Here is a 20,679-nt window from a genome sequence, read left to right on the forward strand (position 1 = left end):
AACTCGTAAATTTTACTGTATAAACTTGGCATCTGCCCAGTTTGCGTGGTCATTTCCTCTTCCATTTCCAGAATCATCTACAACTAATTTAATTATCTTTGCACCTTCAAGGTGGATTTTAATAGATTCTGCAGCTGTATCTTTCTTCATAAGATCAGATGTATATACCAGTTTTTCATCTACGAAAACTTTAAATTTAACTGATCCTCTGTAATTTGCTGTTCTATTAACACCTATAGTGCTCTTAAAGTATTTAAAATCTTTTCCTTCTAAATTGTATACTACTTCTGAATAAGCGTGAGTTCCGATTCCCTTTTCATATGTTACTTCTTTTTCGCCGTCCCATAATCTTAAAGTATCCCCTGAGGTTGATTTATCCTTTTGCACACTTCCCCAAGATGTAGTTGCTTTTGTCCAATCTAAATCACTTGCATAAACAAATTTTTCTTTTACTTCTAGTTTAACTTTTTTAGTTGTTTTATTTTGATGACTATCTACAGCAGTATATACTATTTCAAATTCTCCTATTTTATCTTTTACGTAATTTGTTGTGTATGTTACTTTTAAGCTTATGTCTCCATCCTCAAAGTCTGTTGCTGTAACTTTAGATAGTATGTCATCAAAGTTTATATCCTCGCCTTTATAAAAGCTTAGATCCTTTGCATTTATTACAGGACTTTCCCCTTTAAATCTTTCAAGACTTGAAATAGCTAATCTTATATCTTCTACTGCTTTATCAACTTTAGCTTGATCCGCTCCACCTTTAGTTAAAAGTAGTTTTGCTGCTTCTATCTTTCCTTTAATATTATCCCATGAGTCTTTTTCATAGTCAGTTTCCTTTAAACCTTCTCCTTCTTTTATAGCTTCTTGAAGTTTAGAAGTGTCTACTGCCATAACAGTTTTATCTGCTATAAGGAATTTTGAATCTGCCCATATTGCACTATCATTTCCATTACCATCATCTGCGTTAGTAATTACTAATTTAAGTTCTTTTGCTCCAGCTATGTTTACTTTAATAAACTTTAAGGCTGTATCTTTTCTCATAACACCTGTTTCTGCTTTAAGTTCTCCGTCTACATAAACTTTGAATTCTACAGATGTTCTATAGTTACCTTCTCTTGATGCTCCTACATAACTTGTAAAGTATCCATAATTCTTGCCTTCTAAGTTATAAATAGTTTCTGAATGAGCATGGCTTCCTATGCCTTTTTCATAAGTTACTTCTTTTTCTCCATCCCAAATCACAAGTGGTCTACTATTTATTGTTAAATCTTTTTTAGTTGTTGACCAACCGCATCTTGCTGATGCCCAATCAGTATCTGATACATAAATGCTACTATTTACAACTATAAGTTTTACAGTTTTTTCTGTCTTATACCCTTCGCTATCAACTACACTATACACAATGTCAAAGTTTCCTGTGCTTCCTTTTGTATAGTTTGTAGTGTAAGTAACTTTTGAAGTTAAATCTCCATCTTCAATGTCTGTTGCTTTTACATTTTTTAATATTTCATCAAAGTTTATTTCATCATCTTTTTCATAAGCTACGTTAGTTGCTTTAATTACAGGAGCTGAATCTTTTTTTGTAAATTTAGCATCTGCCCATACTGAATGATCAGAGCTATTACTTCCATTTGAATCTACTACAAGTTTAACCTCTTTTCCATCTTTAATATCAACATCTACATATTTAGAAGGATCTTTTGACCCCATAACACCTGAATCATATTTTAAAGTTCCATCTACATAAACTTTAAATATTACCGTTGCACTACTAGTGTATGAAGTGTTATCTAATCCAATATAACTTTCAAGATTTGTATACCCTTTATTTTCAACATCATATACTATTTCTGAAGGCGCATGAGCTGTCATTCCTTTTTGGAAGGTATCTTTTCCGTAGATTGAATGAAGTATAATTTCTCCGCCACTAACATTAGTATCTTTTCTTATATTTCTCCAACCGCATTTTGCACTTTTATAGTCAATATCACTTAAGTAAGTTAAATCACTTACTACTTCTACTTCTTTTGTTATTGTTTTTTCATCATCACCATCTGTGATTCTATAACTAACTGAGTACATTCCTTTTTTATTTACATCTACAGTATTTTCTGTAACTTCAATATTGCCTCTTATATCATTTCCTTCTGAATCTTCTGTTGTTACATATTTCATTGGATCAAATTCTTTATAAAGAGCAATAGTAATTTTAGATGTAAAGCTTAATTTTTTACTTTCACCTGGAGGAGTTACCCCTTTCCCTGCGATTCTCACTAATACATCTACATCACTTAAAAACTTAGGTACACTATCTTCTGAATATCTTGTCCAAGTTTCACCGACATCTTTACTGTACTCCATAGAAGAATTTATTCCTTCTATAATGTTTTTGTTATCATTAGCTTTAACATTTGGAGTAGCTGGTTTATCCTTAGTATCTATTTTTAAAATACCTGCATTACCTCTAACTCTAATTTTAATTCCATATTCTGATTTAATTTCACTTAGCTCTTCTTTAGATAAAGTCATATTATCTGTAGAAACTGATTTCCAAGATTGTCCTCCATCTATAGTATATTCCATAGATCTAGTACTTCCCATAATTTTTCCTGCATTTTCCCCATCAAAGCTAAAGGTTACTTCTGGAACTACTACATCATTAAGATAAGTTAAAGACCAAATTTGATTATTGCTATGAGAGAGTTTACTAATATTAATTGTAGAACGATTGTTATTTGCTGTTATAGCATAACCTGTCTCTACATTAATTATTTCATATTCATCATCACCTAGATTTACAATTTCCCACTTTTGAATATCTTCACCTGTATAAGTAGTTTGAGCTAAAGTTGCTCCATCTTCAGTACTTGAATCTTTAGGAACTAATACTTTACCACTATTTATCATTACGATTTTATACTGATTTCCAGAAATATTTACTAGATTTACAGTTTGATTTGCTCCACCGTGAGGTCCATATTGTTTAATGTCAGCATTTTCTTCTCTACTTCCTCCTGAAACATCAATACTTCTACCTGTAGATTTACTTATAAATTTATAAGTAACCCTTTCATCAAATCTCTCTGTCTTTTCTGCTGTATAATTTAATACTTTATATTCACCAGCGAAAGTTGTACCTGTGGCTTTATATCTTACATATAGGTTAACATTACCTCTTAATCCTACATTAAATTCTTCATTGTAGCTTGTCCAAGTTTCACCGGAATCTATACTATATTCCATAGTATCATCTAAACCTGTTATTGTGTTTTTACTATCGTCTCCTTCTACATTAGGAACTCTTGTGCAAGCTGCAAAGCTTATTTCAGAAGCTTCTGTTGTATTTTTAAATCTTACTCTAATAATACTTTCTGGATTTATTTTTATAAAATCTTCTGATGTTAATTTCATATTAACTTCTGTTACATTATTCCATGTTTTTCCGTTATCTATACTGTATTCCATATTAGTGTTTGCACCTATAAGTCTACCAGCATTAGATCCATCAAAACTAAAGCTTACATGAGGTATTAAAGTTTCAGTTTTGTAAAGTTTTATTTCAGCAGCAGCTATATAATTTCTTCCAGCTTTTACACCTTCAAGTTTTATATATTTTGCACCTCTAGCATTAAATACCGCAGTTTTAGTTTTGTTATCACTTGCCCAATTACCTTTTGAAACAAGTGTAAAGTTTTCACCATCAGAACTTGCATAAATTTTATATTCAGTAATACGCCCTTGAGTGTTTCCATCTTGTCTTGGAACATATTCAAGTTTATAAATATCACTTGCTTCTTTAAGCTCTAATGTAACCCACTGTGGCATCTTTTGTCCATTTTCACTAAAATTAGTATGAAAATATGAATTAATATTTCCGTCATATGCATTTTTTATATCAGTACTTTTTGAAACATTAACTTTAGCACTTTCAATATCTGATGGAAGAACAATTTCCGGATTAACTTTACTTGTAAAATTAAATGTTTTTATTTCACTTCTTAAAGTTTTTCCTTGACCTGGAATTTTAACTGTAAAATTCACATCTCCTGATAAATCTGGAAGACTATCTTCATCTCTATATCTAGTCCACTGCTTTCCATTATCAGTACTATAGTAAACTTTATCGTTTAATCCAAATATTTTATTCATATCATCATTTGCATAAATTTTAGGTAAAGAAGGAGCTTTTTTTATAGGAATAGTAATATGTTCACTTGTTCCTTTAAGTCTTAATCTAATTCCATGCTCCGATGTAATAGAATCTATCTCTTCTTGACTAAGTTTCATATTTTCTTCTGTTATAGGTTTGAAAGTTTCACCGCCATCAAGACTGTATTCAGTATCAGTTTTACCTCCTACTAATCTTCCAGCGTTATCACCATCAAAATTAAAATCTGCTAAACTTAATCCATGTGAAGGCATTAAATTTTTAATCTCTTCAGCTATTTGTTTTTCTTTCCCATTTATTTCATAAGCTTCTTCTAGCATTGAATTTAAATTAACCATGTATTCTTGATATTTTTCTCTTGAAGTTTCTTTATTTAATACTAAATCTTGTATTGATCTAAATAAATCATATACAACTCTTGGTTCCTCTTTAAGCTCATTTATAATGTAATCTGCCAATTTATATCTTTCTTCTATTGTCATTGGCTTATTTTCAAAAGGTCTATATACCTTAAGTTCTGAAGCTGTAGCAAAACCACCATGACCGTTTAGAGCCTCAAGTTTTATATATTTAGCATTTGTTTTTTCAAATTCTACAGTTTTTGTTTTAGAGTTATCTCTCCAATTACCATGAGAAACTAATTTATAGTTTTCTCCATCAACACTTGTATAGAGATTATACTCAGTTATATGACCGTTGTTACCACTTTGTCTTGGAACATATGAAAATCTACTAATTTCATAGACTTTATCAAATGAAAGAGTTATTGATTGTGGAAGTTCAGCTTTATCTCTACCATATCTTGTATGCCATATAGTGCTAGTATTACCATCTATAACTTTATCAGCACCTTCACTTGATGAATGTGCACTTGTAGCTTCTGCAGTCATTTTATCTGATGGTATTTTTGTTTCTTCCATAGAATTATTCCATAAGTTTTTAATTGCTTTTATGTAATCTTGCCAAACATCTATATTCCATTTGTTAGTTTCCATTGCAACTTTTCTAACTGCTTGGGCTTTATTATAATCTGTAAGTGCAGTAGCAATCCATTTAAGTTGATGTGATCTATGGAGTGCTTCTTCATCTTCTCTAGCTTTTTCATAAATAAACCAATATGCTGGTCTGTTACTGGATATGTCGTCATAATTAGTATAAGGAATATAAGTACGCTGGCCTACTACTGATTTTCCCCAACCAGATATATTATATCCAAGATCCCATTTTCCATCTGAATTAGGTGAATGATAAACATGAGCTGCATGTCCTGGTTGTCCAACATTAAATCCTGGAATACCAAAAGCGTTGTTTGTAATAGTACCAAATTTAGATGCGGTACCGCAAACTCCACCTATTTCATGTACTTCTTTAATTGTTGCATCTGGTCCAAAAAACTGATCACCACTAGCTCTAAATACACTATATGGATTTCCATTTTCATCTTTATATATACTGTTAGCAGTATATGGTGGATATCTTACAGCTACCTTTTGTCTTTCTTCATTGTATCTATCTTTATGAATTACTTCTCTTACATAGTCTAAATCCCAGTTGCTACAAGGAGCTTTTATTGTATTTCTAAGTTCCCATACTGTTCTTGTTTTCATGCTTATAGGAAATTTTCCTTCAGCTTCACGAACTTTAAAATACTCATACCTTTCATAGGGAGTTACTAAAGTTCTACTTGTATACCATTTTGGAACACCATTACCAAATTTCATAGCAGCTGCAATAGCTAACTTTAATTCGTAACCTCTGTGTGAATCAGAATCCTTAGTGTAAATTTCAAACCAAACATCAAAAGCCTTTGAATATTCAGTATCTGGCTCTCCACCTTCTAAGAAAAGATTCATAGCTTCCTTATTATTAAGAATCCAATTTATAAAGTTTTTCTTTTCCTCTGTATTTGCATACGCTTCAATTGTTGAAGCTCCAGCTTTTCTAATGAATTCTCTTTGAGCTATAGCTTTTTCAAAATTAGTATCTTTTAAATAATTATTTAATGCATCCTTTCCTGTGTTATCAGAAACCTTTTCATTAATAAATCTTGTTAAGCCGTCGAAAAATTCAGAATACTTTACCTCTTCAGTAAGTGTTGGCTCATTTACCCCATTTGAACTTGCTAATGCATTAAATGCATTCACTGGTAAAAGTGAAAACAGCATACTGACAAATACTACTAAAGATATTCTTTTTTGTTTTTTAGCGATCATTAAATCTATCCTCCTTAAAATAAAATTTGTATAAATATAAATAGGTATTAATACCCATTCATTTTCCCCCAGGTTAATTATCGAATAACTTTAATATTTATTAATATTATATTAAATAAATATTTAAAAAACAATAATATAAATGACATTTTATAACTTTATTTTCTATTTGACTTACATTTTTCCTACTTTACGTTATTTTGCTTAAAAATTATGTAAAAATTAGAAGTTAAAATAGAAATAAGCCTTAAATTTCAAGCTAGTATTTTTACAAAAATTAAAAATTTATTAATAAAAATACATATATAATAAAGTTATATATTACCAAAAACTATTAACTTCACCAATCTATTCACTTCACTAAGAAGTATTAATTTATTTTAAAAGATGCCAATTATTTTAAATTTATATTACTAATATTAATTTAAAATATAAAACTAAAATAAGTTAATGATATAATGAAAAATAATAAAGAAAAGGTAGATAAATTTGTTTTTATACAAATTTATCTACCTTTCTATTTTTTATGAAAATACATTAATTTCTATATTTTCTCAGCTTACTGTGTAAACTTATTGAATTCTATCTATCTCAGTTTACTATATAAACTTTATAAATCTCTTTTTATTAAATTCACTTTATAAAAAGAGCAAATTACTTATTTTCTTAAGGTTACTGTATAAACTTAGCATCTGCCCAGTTTGCGTGATCGTTTCCTCTACCATTTCCAGCATCATCTACTACTAGTTTAATTCTCTTTGCGCCTTCAAGTTCGATTTCAATAGATTTTGAAGTTGTATTTTTCTTCATAACATCAGATGTATATACAAGTTTTTCATCTACAAAAACTTTAAACTTAACAGATCCTCTATAGTTTGCTGTTCTATTAATACCTATAGTACTCTTAAAGTATTTAAAATCTTTTCCTTCTATATTGTATATTACTTCTGAATTAGAATGAGTTCCAATTCCCTTTTCATATGTTACTTCTTTTTCTCCATCCCATAATCTTAAAGTACCACCAGTATGAGATTTATCCTTTTGTACTTTTCTACAAGATGTAGTTGCTTTTATCCAATCTAAATCACTTGCATAAACAAATTTTTCTTTTACTTCTAATTTAACTTTTTTAGTTGTTTTATTTTGGTGACTATCTACAGCAGTATATACTATTTCAAATTCCCCTACTTTGTCTTTAACATAATTTGTAGTGTAAGTTACTTTTGAAGTTAAATCTCCATCTTCTTTATCTAACGCTGTAACTTTAGATAGTATAGAGTCAAAGTTTATTTCATCACCTTTATAAAAGCTTAGATCCTTTGCATTTATTACAGGGCTTTCCCCTTTAAATCTTTCAAGACTTGATATTGCAGTTTTTATATCTTCTATAGCTTTATCAACTTTAGCTTGATCTGCTCCACCTTTAGTTAAAAGTAGTTTTGCTTCTGTCACTTTTCCTTGAAGATTATCCCATGAATCTTTTTCATAGTCAGAGGATTTTAAAGCTTCTCCTTCTTTTATAGCTTCTTGAAGCTTAGAAGTGTCTACTGCCATAACATTTTTATCTGCTATAAGGAATTTTGAATCTGCCCATATTGCTGTATCGTTTCCTTTTCCGTTACCACCTTCTGTAACTACTAATTTAAGCTCTTTTGCTCCAGCAATATTTACTTTAATAAATTCTGCTTTTGTATCTTTTGTCATAACACCAGTTTCTGCTTTAAGTTTTCCATCCACATAAACTTTAAACTCTACAGATGTTCTATAATTACCTTCTCTTGCTCCACCTACATAACTTGTAAAGTATCCATAGTCTTTACCTTCTAAATTATAGATAGTTTCAGAATGAGCATGAGTTCCTATACCTTTTTCATAAGTAACTTGTTTTTCACCATCCCAAAGAATAAGAGGTCTACTATTTATTGTTAAATCTTTTTTAGTTCTTGACCAACCAGATTTTGCTGATACCCAGTCAGTATCTGACACATAAATGCTGCTATTTACAACTATTAATTTAACTTTCTTTTCTGTTTTGCATCCTTCGCTATCAACTACGCTATACACAATGTCAAAGTTTCCTGTACTTCCTTTTGTGTAATTTGTAGTATAAGTAACTTTTGAAGTTAAATCTCCATCTTCAATGTCTGTTGCTTTTACATTTTTTAAGATTTCATCAAAGTTTATTTGGTCATCTTTTTCATAAGCCACATTTGTAGCTTCAATTACAGGGGCTGAATCTTTTTTTATAAATTTAGCATCTGCCCATGTAGCATGATCATAGCTAGTGCTTCCATTTGGGTCCGCTACAAGTTTCACCTCTTTAGCTCCTTTAATATCAACATCTACATATTTGTAACGCGCTTTTGAACCCATAACACCAGAATCATATTTTAAAGTTCCATCTACATAAACTTTAAATATTACACTTGAATTTCTATTGTATGCATAATTTTCTATACCAATATAACTTTCAAAATTTGTATATCCCTTATTTTCAACATCATATACTATTTCTGAGCTTGCATGAGCTAGCATTCCTTTTTTGAAAGTATCTTTTCCATAAATTGAGTTTAAAACAATTGGAGCATTTTGAGTATTAACATCTTTTGTGATTCTCTTCCAACCAAAGTTTGCACTTTTGTATTTGATATCACTTAGATATTTAAAGTCACTTACTACTTCTACTTCTTTTGTGATTGTTTTTTCATCATCACCATTTGAAATTTTATAAGTAACTGAATACATTCCCTTTTTATTTACGTCTACATTGTTTTTTGTAACTTCAATATTGCCCCTTATATCATTTCCTTGTGAGTCTTTAACTGTTATATAATCCATTGGATTAAAAGCTTTATATAAAGGAATAGTAATTTTAGATGTAAAACTTAATTTTTTACTTTCTCCTGGAGGAGTTACCCCTTTTCCAGAAACTCTAACTAATACATTTACATCACTTAAAAACTTCACTTCACTGTCTTCTTTATATTTCACCCAAGTGTTTCCTGAGTTAACGCTGTATTCCATAGAAGAATTTATTCCTTCTACGATGTTTTTGTTATCATTAGCTTTAACATTTGGAGCATTTGCTTTCTTATTTGTTTTGATAGTCAAAATACCTGCATTACCTTTAACTCTAATTTTAATTCCATACTCTGATTTTATTTTACTTAATTCTTCTTTAGATAAAGTCATATTATCTCTAGAAACTGATTTCCAAGACTGTCCTCCATCTAGAGTATATTCCATAGAGTTATTACTTCCCATAATTTTTTCTGCGTTTTCACCATCAAAACTAAATGTTACTTCTGGAACAACTACCTTTTGAAGGTAATTTAAAGACCAAACTTGGTTATTACTATGAGAAAGTTTACTGATATTAATTGTAGAACGGTTACTATTTGCTGTCATAGCAAGACCTGTCTCTACATTAATTATTTCATATTCGTTGTTACCTAAATTTACAATCTTCCATTTTTGAATATCACTACCTGTATAAGTAGTTTGAGCTAAAGTAGCTCCATCTTCAGTACTTAAATTTTTAGGTGCTAATACTTTAGATGTAAGTTTTGATACAATTTTGTATTCACCATTAGATACAGGAACTAAGTATACTACTTGTCTTGACCACCCTGTTGTTCTACTTTGTATAACATCCGCATTATCTGATCTACTAGCACCTCTAATTTCAATACTTCTACCTGTAGCTTTACTTATAAATTTATATATAACTCTTCCATCAAATTTTTCTGTCTTTTCTGCTGTATAATTTAATACTTTATAATCACTCGGAAAAGTTGTACCTGTAGCTTTGTATCTTACATATAGGTTAACATTACCTCTTAATCCTAAGTTAAAGTCTTCATTATAGCTAGTCCAAGTTTCACCAGAATCTATACTATACTCCATAGTATTATCTAAACCAGTGATTGTATTTTCACTATCGTTTCCTTCTACATTAGGAATTCTTGTGCAAGCTGCAAAACTTATTTCAGAAGCTTCAGTTGTATTTTTAAATCTTAGTTTAATAATACTTTCTGGATTAATGTTTTTAAAATCTTCTGATGTTAATTTCATATTAGCTTCTGTTACGCTTTTCCATGTCTTGCCGTTATTTATGCTATATTCCATATCAGTATTTGCACCTACAAGTCTTCCAGCATTAGATCCATCAAAATTGAAACTTACATGAGGTATTAAAGTTTCTGTCTTGAAAAGTCTTAATTCAGAAATAGCTATATAGTTTCTTTTAGCTTTTACACCTTCAAGTTTTATATATTTTGCACCTCTAGCATTAAATAGGGCTGTTTTAACTTTGTTATCACCTGACCAATTACCTTTTGAAACAAGTGTGAATTTTTCACCATCAGCACTTGCATAAATATTATATTCAGTAATACGTCCTGTAGAATAACCATCTTCTTTTGGAACATATTCAAGTTTATATATATCACTTGCCTCTTTAAGCTCTATAGTAATAGATTGTGGCATTTTTTGTCCATTTTCCTTATAGTTAGTATGGAAAATAGTATTAATATTTCCATCATATATAGCTTTCACATCAGTATTTTTTAAAACACTAGTTTTAATACTTTTAATATCTGATGGAAGAATAACTTCAGGATTAACTTTGCTTGTAAAATCAAATGTTCTTATTTCACTTCTTGCAGTTTTTCCTTCTGCAGGAATTTTAACCATGAATTTTAAATCTCCTGATAAATCTGGAAGAGTATCTTGATTTTTATATCTAGTCCAAGTTTCACCATCATCAGTACTAAAATAAACTTTATCGTTTAATCCAAATATTTTATTCATGTCATCATTTGCATAAATTTTAGGAAGAGAACGTGATTTTTTTATAATAATGCTAACACATTCACTTGTACCTTTAAGTCTTAACTTAATTCCATTTTCCGGTGTAATAGATTCTATTTCCTCTGGAGTAAGTTTCATATTTTCTTCTGTTATAGGTTTGAAAGTTTTACCACCATCAAGGCTGTATTCAGTATCAGTTTTACTTCCTACTAACCTTCCTCCATTAGCACCGTTAAAATTAAAATCTCCTAAACCAAAGCCTTGTGAAGGCATTAAGTTTTTAATCTCCTGGGTTATTTGACCTTGCTTTTTGTTTATTTGAGAAGCTTCTTCTAACATTGAGTTTAAATCAAGCATATATTTTTGCTGTCTTTCTCTTGAAGTTTCTTTATTTAATATTAAGTGTTGTATTGATCTTAATAAATCATATACAGGTCTTGGCGAATCTTTAAGAGTATTTAAAATAAAATAAGCTAGTTCATCTCTTTCTTCTATTGTAATTGGTTTATCTTCAACTGCTCTATATACTTTAAGTTCTGAAGCAGTAGCAAAACCTCCGTGACCTTTTATTGCTTCGAGTTTTATATATTTAGCATTTGTTTTTTCAAATTCTGCAGTTTTTGTTTTAGAATTATCTCCCCAAGTACCATGAGAAACTAATTTATAGTTTTCTCCATCAACACTTGTATAAAGATTATATTCAGTTATACGGCCGCTACTACCTCTTTGTCTTGGAACATATAAAAATTTATTAATTTCATATGTTTTATCAAATGAAAGAGTTATTGATTGTGGAAGTTCAGCTTTATTTCTACCATATCTTGTATGCCATATAGTACTAGTATTACCATCTATAGCTTTAGCAGCATCTTCTCTTGATGAATGTGAACTTGTAGCTTCTGCTGTCATTTTATCTAATGGTATTTTTGTATTTTCAATTCCTTCATTCCAAAAGTTTTTAATTGCATTTGTATAGTCTTTCCAAACATCTATATTCCATTTATTAATTTCTATAGCAACCTTTCGAACTGCTTGAGCTTTATTATAATCTGTAAGTGCATCAGCAATCCACTTAAGTTGATGTGATTTATGAAGTGCTTCTTCATCTTCTCTTGATTTTTCGTATGTAAGCCAATAAGCTGGTCTATTACTCACATCATTATAATTAGTATATGGAACATATGTACTTTGGCGGTTACTTGATTTTCCCCAACCAGATATGTTATATCCAAGATCCCATTTGCCTTCTGTATTAGGTGAATAATATACATGAGCTGCATGTCCTGGTTGTCCAACATTAAATCCTGGGTTACCAAAAGCATTATTTGTAATAGTACCGAATTTAGATGCTGTACCACAAACTCCACCTATTTCATGTACTTCTTTAATTGTTGCATCAGGTCCAAAGAATTGATCCCCTTTAGAACCAAATACACTATATGGTTTTCCATTTTCATCTTTATAGATACTAGTAGAAGTATATGGTGGGTATCTTACAGCTACCTTTTGCTTTTCTTCATTGTATCTATCTTTGTGAATGACTTCTCTTACATAATCTAAATCCCAGTTACTACAAGGAGCTTTTATTGTGTTTCTAAGTTCCCAAACACTTCTTGTTTTCATGCTTATAGGAAATACCCCTTCAGCTTCACGAACTTTATAATACTCATATCTTTCATATGGAGTTACTAAAGTTCTACTTGTATACCACTTTGGTACACCATTACCAAACTTCATAGCAGAAGCAATAGCTAATTTTAATTCATAACCTTTCTTTGAATCAGGATCCTTAGTAAAAATTTCAAACCAAACATTTAAAGCCTTTGAATATTCAGTATCTGGCTCTCCACCTTCTAAGAAAAGAGACATAGCTTCTTCATTGTTTAAAATCCAGTTAATAAAATCTTTCTTTTCTTTTGTACTTGCATACTCTTCAATTGTTGAAGCTCCAGCTTTTCTAATGAATTCTCTTTGAGCTATAGCTTTTTCAAAACTAGAATCTTTTAAATAATTGTTTAACCCATCCTTTCCTATGTTATTACCAACTTTATCATTAATAAACATAGTTAATTTGTCAAAAAATTCAGAATATTTTACTCCCTCAGTAAGTGTTGGTTTACTTACCTCATTTGAACTTGCTGCTACATTAAATGCATTTAATGGCAAAAGTGAAAACAGCATGGACACAAATAATAATAAAGATATTCTTTTGTGTTTTTTTGTAATCATTAAATCTATCCCCCTAGTATAAATTTGTATAAATATGAATTGGTATTAATACCCATTCATTTTCTACCATATTAATTATCGAACATCTTTAATCTTCATTAATATTATATTAAAAAAAATTTTAAAAAACAATGATAAAAGTGACATTTTTGTAACTTTATTTTCTATTTAGCTTACATTTTACCTATATTTCATTGATTTTCTTAAGAAAATGTATATATTTTGTAAATAGAAAAAGATTTAAAAATTAAATTTCAAGTTAGTATTTTTATAAATTTAAAAGTTTGTTAATAAAAATACACAAAATACTTTCAAGAAATAAAAGCGTACATCCCTACAAAATAAAAAAAAGATTGTTTTATTAAAGTTTTAATAGTTCCAAGAAAAATAATACAACCATACTTATAGATTAAAAAAGATAGATAAACTTGTTTTTATACAAATCTATCTATCTCTTATTTTTTATGGAAATACATTAATTTTTATATTTACATTTTTTATGAAAATGCATTGATTTATATGGACTACATTTTATATTTTATATGCTATTATATTAAAATTTTTATTTTATGTCTTTTACTTTATAAATTTAGTGTCTGCCCATATTGCATGGTCGTTTTGATTTCCATCGCCGCCATTAGAAACTACTAACTTAATTTCTTTGGCTCCAGCTATATTTACTTTAATAAACTTTTGTGCTGTACCTTTTCTCATAACGCCAGTATTTGCTACAAGCTTTCCATCTACATAAACTTTAAATTCTACAGATTTTTTGCTAGTGCTTCCTTCTCTATTGCATCCACCTACATAACTTGAAAAGAATTTATAATCTTTACCTTTTAAATCATAAACAATTTCTGAATGAGCATGAACACCTATGCCTTTTTTATAAGTTACTTCTTTTTTTCCATCCCAAAGGCGAAGAGGATTTTTATTAATTGTTGAATCCTTCTTAACAGGTTTCCATGATGATGTTGCTTTTACCCAAGCTATATCACTTGCATAAACAAATTTTTCTTTTACTATTAATTTAACTTTTTTAACTGCTTTGTTTTTGTGACTATCTATAGCAGTATATACTATTTCAAATTCCCCAACTTTATCTTTTACGTAATTTGTTGTGTATGTTACTTTTGAGCTTAAATCTCCATCCTCTTTATCTGTTACTGTAACTTTAGATAGTATAGAGTCAAAGTTTATTTCATCCCCTTTATAAAAGCTTAAATCTTCAGCATTTATTACAGGGCTTTCCCCTTTGAATTCTTGGAGTGATGTTATAGCTGATTTTATATCTTCTACTGCTTTATCAACTTTAGCTTTATCCGCTCCACCTTTAGTTAAAAGTAGTTTTGCTTCTGCTATTTTTCCTTTAAGGTTATCCCATGAATCTTTTTCATAATGAGAAGAATCTAAAGCTTCTCCTTCTTTTATAGCTTCTTCAAGTTTAGAAGTGTCTACTGCCATAACAGTTTTATCTGCTATAAGAAATTTTGCATCTGCCCATATTGCAGTATCATTTCCATTCCCGTTACCACCATCTAAAACTACTAATCTTAATTGTTTTGCTCCACCTATATTTACTTTAATAAATTCCTTAGCTGTATCTCTTTTCATTACTCCAGTTTCTGCTTTAAGTTTACCATCTACATAAACTTTAAACTTTACAGATGTTCTATAATTTCCTTCTCTTGCTGCTCCTACGTAGCTTGTAAAATATCCATAATTTTTACCTTCTAAATTATAAACTGTCTCTGAATAAGCATGAGTTCCTATACCTTTTTTGTAAGTTACTTCTTTTTTTCCATCCCAAAGACGAAGTGATCTACTACTTATTGTTAAATCTTTTTTAGTTTTTCTCCATCCTGATTTTGCAGATGCCCAATTAGTATCTGATACATATATGCTACTATTTACTACAATTAATTTAACTTTCTTTTCTGTTTTGTATCCTTCACTATCAACTACACTATATACAATGTCAAAGTTTCCTGTACTTCCTTTTGTATAATTTGTAGTGTAAGTAACCTTTGAAGTTAGATCTCCATCTTCAATATCTTTTGCTTTAACATTTTTAAGAATTTCGTTAAAATCAATTTCATCATCTTTTTCATAAGATACATTTGAAGCTTCAATTACAGGAGCTGAATCTTTTTTCGTAAATTTAGCATCTGCCCATATAGCAAAGTCACTGCTTTTACTACCATTTGAATCTACTACAAGCTTTACTTCATTTGCATCTTTAATATCAACATCTACATATTTATAAGGAGTTTTTGAAGTAACAACTCCAGAACTATATTTTAAAGATCCATCTACATAAACTTTAAATATTACAGTTGCATTTGAAGTATATACGTTTTGATTCAATCCAATATAACTTTCAAAATTTGTATATCCTTTATCTTTAACATCATATACTATTTCTGAGGGTGCATGGGCTCCTATTCCTTTTTTGAAAGTGTCTTTTCCATAGATTGAATATAAAACAATTGATCCACCACCAATATTAGAATCTTTTGAAATACTTCTCCATCCACATTTTCCACTCTTATAGTTGATATCACTTAGATATTTAAAATCACTTACTACTTCTACTTCTTTTGTAATTATTTTTTCATTCTCACCTTTTGAAACTTTATAAGTAACTGAGTACATTCCTTTTTTATTTACGTCTACATTGTTTTTTGTAACTTCAATGCTTTTACTTATATCTTTTCCCTCTGAATCTTTAACTGTTATATGATCCATCGGATTAAAGGCTTTGTATAAAGGAGTAGTTATTTTAGATGTAAAACTTAATTTTTTACTTTCTCCTGGTGGAGTTACCCCTGTTCCAGCCACTCTTACTAGTAAATCTACATCACTTAAAAATTTAGCTGGATTGCTTTCTCTATATTTTGTCCAAGTTCTTCCATTGTCTTTACTATACTCCATAGAAGAATTTATTCCTTCTACAATGTTTTTGTTATCATCTGCTTTAACTTCTGGAGCTTTTGGTTTTTCATTTATATTAATGTCTAAAATACCTGCGTTGCCTTTAACTCTAACTTTTATTCCATATTTAGAATTGATTTTTCCTATTTCATAGCTAGATAAAGTCATATTATCTCTAGAAACTGATTTCCAACTCTTTCCTCCATCTATGCTATATTCCATAGATTTATTACTTCCTACTAATTTACCTTTATTTCCGCCATCAAAACTAAAGCTTACTTTTGGAACAACCACATTATAATGATACTTCAAACGCCAAACTTGATTTTTATTATGAGCAAGCTTATTTACAGTAATTGTATAACGATTATTATTTGCTGTTATAGCATAACCTGTCTCTAGATTTACTATTTGATATTCACTATTACCTAAGTTTACAATTTTCCACTTTTGAATATCTTCACCTTTGTAAGTAGTTTGAACTAAAGTAGCTCCATTACTCTTACTTGAATCTTTAGGTGCTAAAACTTTACCACTAAGTTTTGATACAATTTTGTATTGATCTTGAGATACAGAAACTAAATACACAGTTTGTCTTGACCAACCTGTAACTCCATGTTGTACAACTTGTGCATTATCTGATCTACTGCCACTTTTCACTTCAACACTTCTACCTGTAGCTTTACTTGTAAGTTTATATACAACCCTACCGTCAAATTTTTCTGTTTCTTCTGCATTATATTTTAAAATTAAATTTTCACTAGGGAAAGTTGTACCAGTAGCTTTATACCTTACATATAAATCAACATTTCCTCTTAAATCTGTATTAAATGTTCCATTATAGCTAGTCCAAGTTTTACCTGAATCTATACTATATTCCATAGTTTTATCTAAACCAGTTACTGTATTTTTAGTGTTATCCCCTTGTACATTAGGGATTTTTTCGCAAGATTTAAATGATATCTCAAAGCCTGCTGTTGTATTTTTAAATCTTACTTTAATCTTGCTATCTACTTTTAATTTACTAATTTCCTCTGATGGAAGAGTCATATTAATTGTAGTAACACTTTTCCATGTAGTTCCGCCGTCTAAGCTATACTCCATATCCTTATTTGATCCTGAAAGTTTTCCTTTATTTGTACCATCAAAGCTAAAACTTACTTTTGGAGTTAATTTTTCAGTTTTATAAAGTCTTAATTCACCTATTGATATATAATTTTTTTCAGCAGCTAAAGCTTCAAATTTTACGAATTTTACGCCTTTTGAATTAAATTCAGCTGTCTTTGTTGTCATGTCCTTTGCCCATGTACCTTTTGAAACAAGTGTAAAGTTTTTACCATCAAAGCTTGTATAAATATTATATTGAGAAATACGTCCATGGGTAATACTACTTTGTCTTGGCACATATTCAAGTTTATAAATATCACTTGGCTCTTTAAGTTCTAATGTAACAGATTGAGGAAACTTTCTTTTATTTTCATCATAGTTAGTATGGAAATATGAAAAAATGTTTCCGTTATAAATACATTTTGTTGAATTACTTTTTACTACATCAGTTTTAATATCTATAATCTCTGATGGAAGAATAAGTGAAGGATTAACTTTAGTAGTAAAGTTATATGTTTTTATTACACTTCTTAATGTCTTTCCCTTGGCAGGTATTTTAACTATAAACTTTAAATCCCCTGACAAATCTGGAAGACTAGACTCATCTTTATATTGAGTCCATGTTTTACCATTGTCAGTACTAAAATAAACTTCTTCATTTAATCCAAATATTCTATTTATATCATCATTCGCTTGGATTTGTGGAAGATTCGGTCTTTTATTTATAGGAATAGTAACATATTTATCTGTTCCTTTTATTCTTATTTTAATATTATTTTCAGCTGTTATAGATTCTATTTCCTCAGGGCTTAGTTTCATATTGTCTTCTGTTATAGGTTTAAAAGTTTTACCACCATCAAGACTATATTCACTATCAGTTTTACTTTTCATTATTCTTCCTGCATTAGAACCATCAAAATTAAAATCTGCTAGAGTTAATCCTGAACTTGTGATTGAATTTTTAACCTCTTGAGCTATCTGCTTTTGCTTACTATTTATGCTGTAAGCTTTGTAAATCATTGAATTTAAATTAACTATATATTCTTGATATTTTTCTCTTGAAATTTCTTTATTTATTATTAATCCTTTTACTGATCTAAATAAATCATAGGCAACTCTTGGTTGTTCTCCAAGTTCTGCTATAATAAAATCTCCTAATTCTTCTCTTTCCTTTTGTGATATTGGTTTATCTTTAAATGGTCTGTATACTTTAATTTCTGAAGCAGTAGCATAACCACCATGACCTTTTAAAGCTTCAAGTTTCACATATTTTGCATTTCTAGTTTCAAATTGTACAGTTTTTGTGCTAGAATTATCGGACCATGTACCATGAGAAACTAAACTATAATTTTTGCCATCTAAACTTGTATAAAGATTATACTCAGTTATACGACCATTACTTCCACTCTTTCTTGGATAATATTCAAATCTACTAATTTCATATTCTTTATCAAATGTAAGAGTTATTGATTGTGGAAGATTAGCTTTGTTTCTACCATATTTTGTATGCCATATAGTACTACTATTACCGTCTATAGCTTTAGAAGCACCTTGACTTGATGAATGTGAACTCGTAGCTGTTGCTGTTATTTTGTTTGAAGGTATTTTTGTATCTGCTTTAGCTTTGTTCCAAAGATTTTTAACTGCATTTACATAATCTCTCCATATATCTACATTCCATTTATCAATTTCTATAGCAACTTTGCGTACTGATTGAGCTTTACTATAATCTTTAAGTGCAGTGGCAATCCATTTAAGTTGATGGGATTTATGAAGTGCTTCTTCATCTTCCCTTGCAGCTTCATAAGCAAACCAATATGCAGGTCTGTTACTTACATCGCTATAATTAGTATATGGAACATACTTGCTTTGACGATTTCCTGATTTTCCCCACCCAGATATATTATATCCAAGATCCCAGTTACCTACTGACTTAGGTGAATGGTAAACATAAGCTGCATGACCTGGTTGTCCAACATTAAAAGCAGGAATACCAAAAGCATTATTTACAATGCTACTAAACTTAGATTGAGTACCACAAACTCCACCTATTTTACGAACTTCCTTAAGTGTTGCATCAGGACCAAAGAATTGATCACCACTGGCTCTAAATACACTGTATGGATTTCCATTTTTATCTTTATATATACTAGTAGCAGTATATGGTGGACGACTTATAGATACTCTTTGTTTTTGAGTACTATATCTACCTTTATGAAGTATATCTCTTGCATAATCCAAATCCCAGTTACTACAAGGAGCTTTTACTATATTTCTAAGTTCCCAAACAGTTCTTGTTTTCATGCTTATAGGAAACTTGCCTTCAGCTTCCCGAACCTTATAATATTCATATCTTTCATATGGAGTTACTAAAGTTCTTTTTGTATACCACTTTGGTACACCATTTCCAAGTTTTACTGCAGTAGCAACAGCTAATCTTAGTTCATAACCACTGTGTGAATCAGAATCTTTAGTAAAAATTTCAAACCATAGATTTAAAGCTTTTAAATAGGTTGACTCTGCCTCTCCCCCCTCTAAGAAAAGACTCATAGCTTCTTCATTGTTTAAAACCCAATTAATAAAGTTCTTCTTCTCCTGAGTATTTGCAAATTCTTCAATTGTTGAAGCTCCAGCTTTTCTGATGAATTCTCTTTGAGCAATAGCTTTTTCAAAATTTGCATCTTTTAAATAATTAGTTAATGTACCTTTACTTGTATCATCGCCAACCTTTTCATTAATAAATGTTGTTAATTCACTGAAAAATTCAGAATATTTTACAGCTTCAGTAAGTGTTGGCAAACTTACCTCATTTGAGCTTGCTGATACATTAAATGTATTCACTGGCAAAAGTGAAAAAAGCATGCTCACAAATACTAATAAAGATATTCTTTTGTGTTTTTTTGTAATCATTAAATCTATCCCCCTATTGATAAATTTGTATAAATATGAATTGGCATTAATACCCATTCATTTTATCCTATAATAATTATCGAAAAAGTTTAATATTTATTAATATTATATTAAAGAAAATTTTAAAATACAATAAAAGCCAGTAATATTTTGCCTATAATATATACTATTTATTTAAAAGCATACCTTATATCAGAATTTAGCATAGTATATAAAGTAAAATATGGTAAATATCTCATTATAGCTTTAATTAAAAGATAAAAATTTTAATAATAAAAATACATATAAAAAAAGCATCTATTA

Annotated in this window: 3 protein-coding genes; all 3 read right to left on the reverse strand. The window is 29.5% G+C overall.

Going from position 1 to position 20,679, the window contains the following annotated elements; all coding sequences use genetic code 11:
* Positions 1-12 precede the first annotated feature (12 nt).
* The 3 genes from ABDZ71_RS10935 to ABDZ71_RS10945 all read right to left on the reverse strand — a co-directional run bounded on the left by ABDZ71_RS10935 (position 13) and on the right by ABDZ71_RS10945 (position 20,376).
* Positions 13-6,384, reverse strand: coding sequence for a DUF4073 domain-containing protein (locus ABDZ71_RS10935; protein ID WP_343761616.1), 6,372 nt, complete (start codon positions 6,382-6,384; stop codon positions 13-15).
* Positions 6,385-7,056: 672 nt separating this feature from the next.
* Positions 7,057-13,425: a DUF4073 domain-containing protein gene (locus ABDZ71_RS10940; protein WP_343761617.1), complete on the reverse strand. Its 6,369-nt coding sequence runs from the start codon at positions 13,423-13,425 to the stop codon at positions 7,057-7,059.
* 576 nt (positions 13,426-14,001) lie between these two features.
* Positions 14,002-20,376, reverse strand: a complete 6,375-nt coding sequence (locus ABDZ71_RS10945) for a DUF4073 domain-containing protein (protein WP_343761618.1) — start codon at positions 20,374-20,376, stop codon at positions 14,002-14,004.
* Between the last annotated feature and the right edge of the window lie 303 nt (positions 20,377-20,679).

This window comes from Clostridium oceanicum (genome assembly GCF_039521385.1).
GTDB classification, from domain to species: Bacteria; Bacillota; Clostridia; order Clostridiales; family Clostridiaceae; genus Clostridium_F; species Clostridium_F oceanicum.

Bases quoted from the DNA above. Each gene is read 5' to 3' on its own strand.
- ABDZ71_RS10940 (WP_343761617.1), bottom strand. From the start codon at position 13,425: ATGATTACAAAAAAACACAAAAGAATATCTTTATTATTATTTGTGTCC.
- ABDZ71_RS10935 (WP_343761616.1), bottom strand. From the start codon at position 6,384: ATGATCGCTAAAAAACAAAAAAGAATATCTTTAGTAGTATTTGTCAGT.
- ABDZ71_RS10945 (WP_343761618.1), bottom strand. From the start codon at position 20,376: ATGATTACAAAAAAACACAAAAGAATATCTTTATTAGTATTTGTGAGC.